This is a genomic window from Oceanospirillum maris DSM 6286 (genome assembly GCF_000422865.1).
Taxonomy (GTDB): Bacteria; Pseudomonadota; Gammaproteobacteria; order Pseudomonadales; family Halomonadaceae; genus Oceanospirillum; species Oceanospirillum maris.
In genome coordinates this window covers 114,823-126,281 of sequence record NZ_AUGW01000014.1, presented here as the reverse complement: position 1 = coordinate 126,281, position 11,459 = coordinate 114,823, and the positions used below count along the sequence as shown (strand labels likewise).

General features: G+C 45.1%; 12 protein-coding genes. 7 read left to right on the top strand and 5 right to left on the bottom strand.

What is annotated here, in order from left to right:
* Positions 1–31: 31 nt before the first annotated feature.
* Positions 32–277 carry a hypothetical protein gene (locus G517_RS0106915; protein WP_028303804.1) on the bottom strand — a complete coding sequence of 82 codons (246 nt, stop codon included), beginning with the start codon at positions 275–277 and terminating at the stop codon, positions 32–34.
* A 361-nt stretch (positions 278–638) separates the two neighbouring features.
* Here G517_RS0106915 and G517_RS20810 point away from each other — a divergent pair, with 361 nt between their 5' ends.
* Positions 639–2,204 (top strand): methyl-accepting chemotaxis protein, encoded by a 1,566-nt coding sequence (locus G517_RS20810; RefSeq protein WP_028303803.1) that lies wholly within the window; start codon positions 639–641, stop codon positions 2,202–2,204.
* Between the two features lie 80 nt (positions 2,205–2,284).
* On the opposite strand, the gene hisC is transcribed toward G517_RS20810, so the two are convergent.
* On the bottom strand, positions 2,285–3,343 hold the full coding sequence (hisC, locus tag G517_RS0106905) for a histidinol-phosphate transaminase (protein ID WP_028303802.1): 1,059 nt from the start codon (positions 3,341–3,343) through the stop codon (positions 2,285–2,287).
* A 468-nt stretch (positions 3,344–3,811) separates the two neighbouring features.
* On the opposite strand from hisC, the gene G517_RS0106900 reads away from it, so the two are divergent.
* The 6 genes from G517_RS0106900 to G517_RS0106875 all read left to right on the top strand — a co-directional run bounded on the left by G517_RS0106900 (position 3,812) and on the right by G517_RS0106875 (position 8,819).
* Positions 3,812–4,444, top strand: a complete 633-nt coding sequence (locus G517_RS0106900) for a DUF6198 family protein (RefSeq protein WP_028303801.1) — start codon at positions 3,812–3,814, stop codon at positions 4,442–4,444.
* A 205-nt stretch (positions 4,445–4,649) separates the two neighbouring features.
* Positions 4,650–6,056, top strand: a complete 1,407-nt coding sequence (locus tag G517_RS0106895; RefSeq protein ID WP_028303800.1) for a multicopper oxidase family protein — start codon at positions 4,650–4,652, stop codon at positions 6,054–6,056.
* A gap of 27 nt (positions 6,057–6,083) precedes the next feature.
* The gene (locus G517_RS0106890) at positions 6,084–7,361 is read left to right on the top strand and encodes a flavohemoglobin expression-modulating QEGLA motif protein (RefSeq protein ID WP_028303799.1); all 1,278 of its coding nucleotides are present in this window, start codon (positions 6,084–6,086) and stop codon (positions 7,359–7,361) included.
* Positions 7,362–7,474: 113 nt separating this feature from the next.
* Positions 7,475–7,645 carry a hypothetical protein gene (locus G517_RS20735; RefSeq protein WP_157833167.1) on the top strand — a complete coding sequence of 57 codons (171 nt, stop codon included), beginning with the start codon at positions 7,475–7,477 and terminating at the stop codon, positions 7,643–7,645.
* Between the two features lie 102 nt (positions 7,646–7,747).
* Positions 7,748–8,107: a CidA/LrgA family protein gene (locus G517_RS0106880; RefSeq protein ID WP_028303798.1), complete on the top strand. Its 360-nt coding sequence runs from the start codon at positions 7,748–7,750 to the stop codon at positions 8,105–8,107.
* Positions 8,100–8,819, top strand: coding sequence for an LrgB family protein (locus tag G517_RS0106875; protein ID WP_036590695.1), 720 nt, complete (start codon positions 8,100–8,102; stop codon positions 8,817–8,819). The genes G517_RS0106880 and G517_RS0106875 overlap by 8 nt, the downstream gene beginning before the upstream one ends.
* Here the strand turns inward: G517_RS0106875 and G517_RS0106870 are convergent.
* The 3 genes from G517_RS0106870 to G517_RS18115 are packed head-to-tail and all read right to left on the bottom strand — an operon-like array spanning position 8,782 to position 11,429.
* Complete coding sequence (locus tag G517_RS0106870) at positions 8,782–9,699, bottom strand: DMT family transporter (protein WP_028303796.1); 918 nt, start codon at positions 9,697–9,699, stop codon at positions 8,782–8,784. The two genes, G517_RS0106875 and G517_RS0106870, sit on opposite strands and share 38 nt — an antisense overlap.
* A 27-nt stretch (positions 9,700–9,726) precedes the next feature.
* On the bottom strand, positions 9,727–10,782 hold the full coding sequence (locus G517_RS0106865; RefSeq protein WP_036590693.1) for a hypothetical protein: 1,056 nt from the start codon (positions 10,780–10,782) through the stop codon (positions 9,727–9,729).
* Between the two features lie 56 nt (positions 10,783–10,838).
* Positions 10,839–11,429, bottom strand: a complete 591-nt coding sequence (locus G517_RS18115) for a DUF2889 domain-containing protein (protein ID WP_036590691.1) — start codon at positions 11,427–11,429, stop codon at positions 10,839–10,841.
* Between the last annotated feature and the right edge of the window lie 30 nt (positions 11,430–11,459).

The following is an 11,459-nucleotide window of genomic DNA, read 5'->3' as shown; positions in this document are numbered from 1 at the left end:
TAATCATTTTACCGTCGTTTTACATAAGGTCTTAATGTATCTGCTCATCGTCAAGCTCGGCTAATATTCGTGTTTGACGATAATCCTCCATCTCTGACTCTAACTTTTTTACCTTTGCCTTTAGCGCGATAAACCCTGATTGTACCCGTGCTACATCTTCCAAAAGATGTGGCATTTGATCAGCAAGAAACTCAGCATCTTCTGGTCGCCTATCTTCCTGCCAACGCTTAAGTATTGCCAATAGCTCTGGTGATGTTTTTGATCGATAAACCGTCATGCTCGCCTTCAAAATAAGAGAATGTGACACCGTTACTTGAAAAACCAGTGTAGTAGGCCTAGTGTCTCATTACTAGAGTAAACACTAGAATCAATTTCTGGCTAGATGGAACTAGTTTATATTTTTTTGAAAAGCTGTTTTATTTGTGAAAAGTTCTTCGCGGAAGGTTATTCGTAGAACGCCGCTTACGCCCTACCTGTTGAGTCTTACCCTTATCGCTTAATAAGAGATTATTGGACTAAGGTGTGTTTTGATTCAAATCAAAACCTAGGTGAGCGTCTAACGTAGAATACACTTCCGCTGAAACAGTCTGTTACAAAAAAATATCTTTAAAACAAAAATAAAAACACGGAGGTGTGCCTTGAAACAGAATTTACCCGTCACAAATCAAGAAACCAAGCTGGTCGAAGGCGTTCCTTTAGTCTCGACTACGAATCTAAAAGGTCATATCACCTACGTTAATGACGCGTTTATCGACATATCAGGGTTCACTAAAGAGGAATTAATAGGGCAATCACATAATATAGTCCGTCATCCAGATGTTCCACCGGCTATTTTTAAGGAGATGTGGGCGACCATTCAGCAAGGCAAGCCTTGGATGGGTGTGGTGAAAAACCGTTGTAAAAACGGCAATCATTACTACGTTAATGCTTTTGTTTCTGCCATTGAAGAAGGTGGGAGAATTGTTGGTTTTCAATCGGTAAGACTGCGGCCTGAAGCCGATCAAATTGAGCGGGCGGAGATAATATACCAACGTGTTAACGCAGGTAAAAAACGTATTAGTTTGACCGATACCCCTTTATTTATTGCACTTCCCTTTCTTGTTGTACTTGCAAGCGTATTACCGGCAGGCTTTCAATCGGCGTTTTCATTAACAGGGCCATCACTGTTTATTGCCTCGGCTCTGTCTACTGGTGTGCTAATGCTTGTGGCGCTTCGATTAATGACATCATTAAAGGCTGCTTGTCATAATCTTGTTGGTACAGACTATAGTCATCTTTTAGCAGAAATGTACGCCTCTAATACCTCTTATACTGGGTTTATTCGATTAGCCGCCAAATTGAGAATTGCCAATGAGAATGCGATTAAGACACGTATTCACCGTTCCGTTGAAGAGCTATCGGCATTAGGGCTGAATACTGAACAGATCTCTAATATGGCGGCACACGCGGTTAAGAAACAGAATAATCAGGTTGATCATATTGTGAAGGTTGTGGCTGAACTAGCCTGCGCGATTGATACGGTAGCCACTCGCTCGACAGAAGCCTCTGAAGCAACGGGGCAGGCACTTAATCAAGCGACACAAGGACGGAATGTTGTACAGGATACTGTGCAGTCTATACGTCAGCTTTCGGCAGAAGTTAAAACAGCTGCCGAGCAAGTGGAAAGCCTTCATGCCGCCAGCGAAGATATTTCCCATGCCGTTTCATTGATTAATGATATTGCCGCTCAAACCAATCTTTTGGCCCTTAATGCGGCCATTGAGGCGGCTCGGGCAGGGGATCATGGCCGGGGTTTTGCGGTGGTTGCGGATGAGGTTCGGTCTCTTGCATCACGCACTCAAGCATCAACCTATGATATCCAGCAAACCCTAACACGGCTTAAAGATGAAACAGATCATGTCTACCGTGTTATGAGGGAAAGTCGTCAACAGGCTAAGAAGAGTGTTGATCAAGCTGAAGCGGCAGGTGCAACTCTGGAGCAGATTACAACAAGGATGCATACCATTAGTGAGCGAAGTCTGAGCATTGCCCAATCATCAAGACAGCAAAGCGCTGCAGCCGAAGAGATTAATATCAGTCTACAAGAGGTCTCTGTCTCATCAAAAAGGACTCACGAAGCGGCCGAGAAAACCCAAGAAGCGTCTTCACGCTTGATTGAAAACGTTAATGTGATTATGCAAAGTATCGCAAGAGGTAAGTGTTGATACGGTACGAGCATTGCAGGTAAAAAAGCCCCAGAAAGGAGCTTCTTTAACCTGTATAAGGTCATGGATGTGAATCTAATCTAAGCCTTATAATCCTGTAGCGCTGTAATTAAAGACTGCATCTCATCCCGTGTACCAATCGTAATTCGTAGGTGGTTTTCAATCCCAGGCTTGGTGAAATGGCGTACTAAAATATTTTTACTCCGCAGATACGCCATTAATTCCGAGCCAGACGCGGTTTCATGTTTAGCGAAGACGAAATTGGTGCTTGAAGGTAGAACTTCAAAGTTAAGGTTAATCAATTGGTTAACCGTCCAGTCACGGTCATTCATGATCTGTTGAACGGTTTCGTTAAAGTAAGCGGTATCTTCAATGGCGGCTGTCGCTGAAGCAAGGGCGAGCATATCAAGGGGATAAGAGTTGAATGAATTCTTAACTCGCTCTAAGCCTGCAATCAGCTCAGGGCTACCTAAGGCATAGCCAACGCGCATTCCCGCAAGACTGCGAGATTTAGAGAGCGTTTGCACAACCAATAGATTCGGATACTGACGGATTAAGCCCGTAGCACTTTCTGCCCCAAAATCAACATAGGCCTCATCCACTAAAACGACGGTCTCTGTGTTGCGCTCGAGCAGGGCTTTAATATCACTCAAGTCGATAGCAACGCCTGTTGGCGCATTAGGGTTGGCGAAGATAATACCGCCATTATCTTGATGGTATTGCTGCAAATCGACACGGAAGTCGTCCGTTAGTGCAATATGCTCTGGGGTAATATTGTACAGATTGCAATAAACATCATAGAAACTGTAGGTCATGCTTGGCATCAATAGTGGCTTGTTATGGCGGAAGAAGGCCATAAAGGCATGAGCAAGCACTTCGTCGGAACCATTGCCCACAAAAACATGGTCAAGGGGAAGCTCGAAATGTGTACTTAGCGCTTGCTTTAAAACCGTACCTTCTGGATCGGGATAAAGCCGCAGTTTTTGTTTTGGAAAATGATCTAAAGCTTCCAAAACCTTAGGCGAAGGTGGGTAGGGGTTTTCGTTGGTGTTCAGCTTGATAATATTGCCCATTTTAGGCTGTTCCCCAGGCACATAGGGCTGAAGAGTTTTTGTCGCCTCACTCCAGAATTTACTCATCGATTCATTCTTCCAGTATTTGTATCAGCGTTGTTATAGACGTTGTTATAGACATGTACATCAATATCAATATAAACGGATAAAAAAGAGTCTAAGCGTAGCACTGCCGAGGATAATTCTCACCTATTTGGTATTCGGAAAATGGAGTTGTTGATATTCGGAAAATGGAGCTGGTGTTCGAGAAATAAAATTGTGACCAGAGGTCATGTGTAACTAAAAGTTTACATCACCGAATTCTGCTTTACAGGTGATATGGCTGAAAAGTACCTTTTTTAGCGATCATTGGTACTGTTCAATGCTATCTTAATCCCTCATCTTTAGGCCGAGTCAAAAGACCCTTTTCTCCAAAAATAATAATGTGATGGGCAACGACAGGTACTGCAATGGACGGTTAGCAAGCTTTGTTAAATGAAAGCCTTGTTTAAATAACTTGTTCACGTTTTGCATTATGTTTTTTTGGAGAAAGCTATGAAAATTCGAGCCAATCAAGGGCTAGCGATTGTTGAAGCGTGTTTGTTAGTCGCCTTGGGCGTACAGCTTATTAATTCATCGGCTTTGCTCGTTGGAGGAACAGCGGGTTTAGGCTTGATTGTTTTGCAATTTGTACCTGAGGCAACCTTTGGACAAGTATTCTTTGTTTTGAATCTGCCGTTTTACTGGGTCGCTATTAAATATCTCGGTTGGGGTTTTACGGGGCGTACCTTTGCTGCTGTGACCTTGCTCTCTGTATTCTCAGATCTTATTGAACATAATGTTAGCCTACAGTTGTCGCACCCGCTGATTGCATCGGTTTTAGGTGGCTTGCTAATTGGGCTGGGTCTAACCTTTCTTATTCGTGCCAATGCATCCTTGGGCGGCATTACTATTATGGCGGTGTTTTTAGAGCGTAAGTTAGGCATTAATGCTGCTCGTACGACACTTGCCACAGATCTAGTGGTTTTGGCTTTAGGGTTTATCTGCTTTGATGCTTTAACGGTATGCTACTCGATTGCAGCATTCTTAGCGGTGGGTTCTGTGATGGGGCGTTATCGTAAGCCTTCAGTGACACCAGCAGTCTTGGCGGATAATGCTCAATTGGAAGCAGATGCCATTAAAGTTTAATTCTCAACTCGTCTTCATTTAGTTTTTCACCTTTTTGTCCTTATCTCTTTTATCTTTTTTTTTAAAACGGCAGAATTTTCTGCCGTTTTTTTTATCTTATAGCGTCTTAATATTTCCTATTTATCAAGCTGAAGGCTAGTATCTGAATATGCTTAATATTTGAATGTGCGTATCAGGTTTCTTGGGGAAATGAGAGGTTAATCAATTGAATCGTAGGGATTTTTTGCAGTTAAGTGTTTTCGGTGTTGCTGCTGTTGCTATGCCTCGTTGGAGTTTAGCTCAAGTAGAGTCTGGCTATGCTTATCATTATAAATTGTCGGCAGAACCGACAACAGTAGAGCTTGTTCCGGGCTTTAAAACGGATGTGCTGACGTTTAATGGTAATGTTCCCGCTCCTGTTATACGGGCAAAACAGGGACAACCGGTACGGATTGAGTTCACAAATAATCTAGCGGAACCGACGACGATTCATTGGCATGGTTTGCGTATCCCTATCGAAATGGATGGCGTGCCCTTTCTCAGTCAAAAGCCGATTATGCCAGGTGAAACCTTTACCTATGAATTTACCCCGCCGGATGCCGGTACGTTCTGGTATCACCCGCATATGAATAGCGTTGAACAGCTTGGCCGTGGTTTAGTGGGTGCTTTTGTTGTTGAAGAGTCCATTAAACCTGACTTTGATATTGATGAAACACTCATTCTGAAACATTGGCATCTGGATAAAAAAGGGGCTTGGAAAGCATTGAGCCGCCCCCGCTATGCCGCTCGTATGGGAACACCCGGTGAATGGGGAACCGCTAATGGAACCAACAACCCTCGTTTTGAATACCCCGCCGGTAGCCGAGTTCGGTTACGTTTAGCGAATGTCGATAATACCATGACCTATAACCTGCGCTTACAAGGCGTTAAGGCAAAGGTCATTGCCATTGATGGCAATCCTGTTATTGAGGCATATCCCTTTGACCAGCATCGTATCGGCCCCGGCATGCGTCTGGATCTGGCCTTTGTTATGCCAGAGCAAGGTACCGGCACCAAGACAAGCACCGATAATATCAATACACCGTCTGTTGTATTGGAATATCTTCGAGGTCAGTTTGGCTTCCCGCTGGCGCACTTTCAGAGTAAAAAAGGAGCCGCTTCCCCTGCGAAGCCAATGCCTAAATTGGCGATGAACCCTATTCCTGTCCCTGATCTACAGAACGCTGAAACACTGCCTTTTGTCTTTGAGTGGGAAGGTGCGATCAGCCCCGTTGATGCAGCGGGTAAAACCCATGATACTTTTTGGTTAATTAATCGCCGCCCTTGGATCGGAATGGGGCCAGGTAATATTCCAGAGCCGGTGGCAGATCTTAAGCTAGGTAAGACCTATATTTTTGATCTAAAAAATAACACCCAGTACCACCATCCGATTCATATTCACGGGCATACATTCTTAGTCTTGGAGATGGATGGTGAGCCTGTGACACCGTTTTATACCGATACCGTACTCCTTGGTAAAAATGGGCGTGCCAAAGCAGCTTTAGTCGCCGATAATCCGGGGCGTTGGATGTATCACTGTCATGTCATTGAACACATGAAAACCGGATTGATGGGTTATGTCCGAGTCAGCTAACAAGCTGGCTTTCTGGAGAGTGCTAGCGTGACGCAAAAGAAATTATTGCAACAGGTACGAAAATTGTCTGATCGTATGGTCGAGCTACAAGCTCCGATTCGGGTTCTAGATGCGGTCAATTGGGATAAAGAGACCCGACAGCGCTTTTTTCAAGATAAAGGCCAACGTCTACCGGATATCACATTAGAGAGTTATCAAAAGCGGGATTTGGGCTTTGATCCCCAAGCCTTGCGCTATGCATTTAGTGCCCTTGAGCAAGAGATTAGCCGTACTATTGGTCAGCTTAACCCTATGGCGCGATTGATGCGCCGAATGTGTACCGAATACCGTCAGGTTTTGCGTATGGTTGAATCTCGGGGGACACCGGATTTTCATCATTATTCCGTTGAGTTATACGGCCACCCCCATGATGTTTTTCATGCAGGGGATCCGACTTTAGCGCAGCTTGCCATTATGCTAGAAGAGCCCTTGGTACAGTTGACCGACCATGAAGTTTTTCCAGAAGAGTCAAAAGACATATCCGCAGAAGAAGCGGTGAGCTATTTGGATCGAGTGTTAAGTCAGAGTATGCCAGGGTTAAATGCTCGGGTTATTTTATCAGATGGTATTGTGAGTGATGCGGCGGCGGGCAGTGATTACATTAAATTGAATAAAGATGTGATGTTCTCTCAGCGAGAGCTGGATCTACTTGAAGCCCATGAAGGCTGGATTCATGTCGGTACGACTCAGAATGGTTTAGCTCAGCCGTATCTGACGTGTTTGGCGAAAGGTACTCCCAGCTCTACCGTAACCCAGGAAGGCTTAGCGGTACTCACTGAAATTATTACGTTGCGCTCGACGCCTAAACGGTTATCCAAACTCGTTAATCGTATTAGAGCGGTTACTTTGGCTTCTGATGGCGCAGATTTTATTGAAGTTTATCGATATCTACTTGATAAAGGCCTAAACGAAGATGATAGCTACACTATTGCCAGCCGCACGTTCCGAGGTAGTTTGCCAGATGGGTTGCCTTTTACGAAAGACCTCGCGTATATCAAAGGTTTTGTTTTAACGTACAATTTTTTTCGGGTGGCGGTGCAAAAGGGGCGTATTGATCTTTTGCAGCTGCTACTGGTCGGAAAAATCCAGTTAGAAGATTTTCGTCTTATTTCAGAGCTATATGAGCAAGGTATCGTGACTGGGCCAAAGTTTTTACCACCGCATTTTCAAGATATGCGAGGCTTGGTCACTTGGCTTAGCTTTGGGCGCTTTATTGGCTCTTTGAAATTTGATCAATTGGAAAAAGATTATAGTCCATTGTTCTAGGCTGCTTCTTATCGTTTCAGGTTATAGTTTTAGGCTGCGTCTGGGGTTTAGGCTGCATCAACAATAGCCGGTATAATAAATTTATTGGATTAATTATAAAGGTAATATCAACTATGGATCGTGTGGCGCTAGGGCGAGTATTAATGAATGGTGGAGGCTTATTGCTGGTGTCTACTGCCGTCGTTAACTGGGCTGATATTATTGGGCTGGATAATGGTTATCTTGCCATTGGCGGTACGATTGCGATGGTCGTTGGCTATGGCTTAGGGAGAAATGAGCTGTAACGTCTTTTGAGTAGCCACCTTCTACAATAGCTGTATTTTCTTTCGCGGCCTGATAGGGCATGATGCCCTATCTTTCTTTTTTCAAACAGGTGTATGGTCGCGATGCTTTTTGGTTTATTAGTACTCTTGTTGTGTCAGTTTTTTGGCGAATTAATCGTCCGCTATCTTGAGTGGCCATTTCCTGGGCCGGTGGTGGGTATGGTTTTACTCTTAGTCGGACTGATGATTAATGGCGGCGTGCCTACCGGTGTGCGTCAAGCCAGTGAAGGGTTACTAACCTACTTAGCACTACTTTTCGTACCGGCGGGTGTTGGTCTTATGGTGCATTACCAGCTGATTGCAGCGGATGGTATCGTTATTATTACAACCCTTATTGTGAGCACAGCAGTAACGCTATTGGTCACAGGGCTTGTGCTGAATAAACTGGCGGCAAAACATATCGATGAGGCCGAACATGAATGACCTCTCAACCCTTTGGGTTTACCTATCTGCTAGTCCTATTATGAGTATTGCGGTGACTTTAGCGGCCTTCTTAATCGCGAGCAAAATCAATCGACTGGCTGGTGGTAGCGCATTTTTACACCCTGTTATTGTCGCCATAGCCCTGATTGTTGCCTTTCTGACGTTGATAGGCATGAACTATCAGCAGTATTTTGAAGGGGCGCAGTTTATACATTTTCTATTAGGGCCTGCCACGGTTGCCCTTGCGGTTCCTCTTTACGATCACTTAGAACGTGTTAAGCAGATGTTTTGGCCGTTAATTATTGCCTGTGTCTCAGGGATTTTAACCGCAGCGCTTTCGACGATTGCTCTAGTGATGGGAATGGGTGGCAGTCGAGAAACGGTACTGTCGTTAACGCCAAAATCGGTTACATCGCCTATAGCGATGGGGATCGCTGAGAAAATTGGAGGTTATCCATCGCTAACCGCTGGCCTCGTTCTTGTGACTGGGGCTATAGGTTGCGTTATTGGGCCGTTGTTATTTAAGGCGTTAAATATTAAAGATCATAGCGTACAGGGCTTTACCATGGGCTTGGCTGCCCACGGTTTTGGTACTGCACAAAGCTTTGCCGTTAGCTCTGTCGCCGGTGCTTTTGCAGGTTTGGCGATGGGGCTTACAGGAATGCTCAGTGCCTTTATCCTGCCTCTGGTGGTACGTTTTCTGGGGGTGTGAGGTTTGAGGTTTTACGCTCAGGTATTTGACTGAGTGCAAGGCCTGCAATAACTAAGAAGCTGGCAATAACTTGACCTTGAGTAAAGCGCTCATCCAGAATCAAAAATGCCATAATGACCGTGAAAACAGGGATTAAATTGGTATAAGCGCTGGCATGGGTCGCCTGTATTTGCTGTACTGACCAGTTATAAAGACCATACGCACCTAGAGTAATAAGTACACCCAGATAAAGAACGGATAAAACCCCCTCTTGATGAAAAACCATCTCACCTTCTGCGCTTAGGGCTAAAGGTAGGAAGAATACTGTGCCAAAAAATGACTGGAAAGCAGTAATAAACCATGTGCTGTAACGGTCTGATAGTTTCTTCAAAATAAGGGTATAGACCGCCGCACAAACCATCGCAAGAAGCTCCATTAAGTTACCAAACTCTGGATTTGGTGCGCTGTCACTGGCTGTGCTGCTGGTACTGAGTAAAACACCCCCCATGATAGCCAAGCCAAAACCGACCACAGTCCATGCGCTAACACGCTCTTTTAACCAAAATGCCGCCCCAATAGCCACAAGCATAGGTAAAAGTGCGGTGATCATACCGGCCTGAGAGGCACTGGTGTTTTGTAGCGCAATACTCTCAAAAATAAAATAGAGTCCCGGCTCCGCGAAAGCGAGTAGCAGCAGCCATACTTTATCTTTGCGGGGAATAGGCCCAGGGTTAAGCCATTTCCAAAAAGGCAGAAAACACAGTGCTGCAATCAGCATACGGCCAAAAATAACCCACTCTGGTGGATACCATTGAAACGCATATTTTAATGCAATAAATGAACTCGCCCATAGAATCATTGCGAGTAGAAGGGCCATACCAGCCATATAACGGGGTGCCATAATGGTTCTTATCCTAGAAAATAAAGCTTAAGTCGATAAGAGAGCGATACCCTGGCGATAGCCTAAGCCACCGTTTCCGTGAACCAGGCCTAAACCTTGATGCTCTTGAAGCTTTTGGCACATGGCAATCAAGCCTTGCAGAGCAGGGTTATTCCACGGCGCTCGGGCGAGATTCATACCTCCGGTCGTGGTTAAGGCTTTTGTCTTCAGGAGGTCTAGAATGGATTGCACCGACTGCAGGCCGCCGCCTTTCATTAAAAGAGCGATAGGAACGACAGGGTAGCAGGTATACGCGTCTAAAAGCGCCGTGGGCGAGTTGATCACCTCGGCAATATCACAATTAGATTGTACCCCCGCGTAGTGGCAAGCCTTCTCTAAGGCATGGTACTGAGCCAGCTCCCGCGCGTGTTCTGGGCCGTCTTTATCGGCAATGCCGATGCCAACGCCTTTGATCTCTATGGGGTTGATTAACCTTGGAAGGGATGACTCCTGAGAGGTTACAACGACTAAGCCTTCAAAATCAGTCACAGGGTTAGCGCAGTCAACACCGCGATACAGACTCGTTATGGGTTGATACCAGTTTTCAGCAGGAAGCTTAAGCCCAAGCTGCTCCGCTGTTTGTTTTAGATTATCAAAGACGGCATCCCGCAGCCGTAGAAACTCGGCTTCAGTAAACCCGTGATGCTGATAGAAATGCCGTGCAAGCTGGGTATATGCCTCAGGAATCGCCATCTCAGGATAAATTGCCATTTTAGTATGGCGATCGTTTTGACTCTGTTCGCTTCTTAGGAAGTCTTTGCCGTGAATCACCGCCAGATCACACTCGCCATCTTGAACTAGACGGTTGGCAACTGATAGTGCCTCAATCGGCCCGCAGCCGCTACGAAAATGATGCTTCTGTATTGGGCTTTGCCACGGGGTGTTTAAATCATCAATGGTTAACGTTATACAGCGCTGACCTTCTGATGCTGCTTGCTGGATCAAGGCTTGAGTCGCGCTTAGATCTCCCTGTTGATCAACAGATCGTTCTGCCGCGATGATAATGCTGGCTGATCCCGATAAATTATTGGTTAACCCTGACATAATGCCTCCGTTATTTTTATAATATTTCTTATCGTATCTGTTTTTAATCGCGATTGTTATTCATTGATAAGCGAGGCTGTGATATCTGCCTCAACGCTATCGGATTGATCTTGTGTAAAAGCAGGCCATAACCGTTTGGCGACTGGGCTGGTCTTTGCCAGAGCATGACAGGTGTTTAAAATACTGGGAGGCTTGTTATTGGCTTCTTCTTTGTCTTTTAGCTCTTTGTAAATAGCCTGAAATGCCGTTGTCGCCATAGGGCCTAACAGTTCGGTGTGATGGGTACAGCCTGCAGTATCACCGAGTCTTGTTTTAACCACTTTATTCCAGCCCGGCCCGATGGTTATTCCCTTTAATTTTTTATAGGCAGGGGTGATATTAGGACAGATCGTAAAAGGCGCAAAATCGGTACTGGCTTCGGCATCCTGTATGGTTAAATTTGAATCTAGCGTTATGCGTAGCCACATCTCATGTAGCGGCTCACCGGCGGGAATAACGCCGCCACGGTCTTCATTTGGAATATCCTGGGTTTTAATATCGGTCATATGGCCTTCAATATCCCAAAGCCCATCATCCCGTTTATAGGCTTGACACGTAACCGTTCTCGTATGAATCAGCTGGCGATTTTGGCTGGGCGACAATGTCATGGAAATCCTTAACAAAATAATAAAATATAA

Excerpts from the sequence above, each read along its gene's own strand:
- G517_RS0106915 (WP_028303804.1), bottom strand. The coding sequence starts at position 277 with ATGACGGTTTATCGATCAAAAACATCACCAGAGCTATTGGCAATACTT.
- hisC (WP_028303802.1), bottom strand. The coding sequence starts at position 3,343 with ATGAGTAAATTCTGGAGTGAGGCGACAAAAACTCTTCAGCCCTATGTG.
- G517_RS0106900 (WP_028303801.1), top strand. The coding sequence starts at position 3,812 with ATGAAAATTCGAGCCAATCAAGGGCTAGCGATTGTTGAAGCGTGTTTG.
- G517_RS20735 (WP_157833167.1), top strand. The coding sequence starts at position 7,475 with ATGGATCGTGTGGCGCTAGGGCGAGTATTAATGAATGGTGGAGGCTTA.
- G517_RS0106880 (WP_028303798.1), top strand. The coding sequence starts at position 7,748 with ATGCTTTTTGGTTTATTAGTACTCTTGTTGTGTCAGTTTTTTGGCGAA.
- G517_RS0106875 (WP_036590695.1), top strand. The coding sequence starts at position 8,100 with ATGAATGACCTCTCAACCCTTTGGGTTTACCTATCTGCTAGTCCTATT.
- G517_RS0106870 (WP_028303796.1), bottom strand. The coding sequence starts at position 9,699 with ATGGCACCCCGTTATATGGCTGGTATGGCCCTTCTACTCGCAATGATT.
- G517_RS0106865 (WP_036590693.1), bottom strand. The coding sequence starts at position 10,782 with ATGTCAGGGTTAACCAATAATTTATCGGGATCAGCCAGCATTATCATC.
- G517_RS18115 (WP_036590691.1), bottom strand. The coding sequence starts at position 11,429 with ATGACATTGTCGCCCAGCCAAAATCGCCAGCTGATTCATACGAGAACG.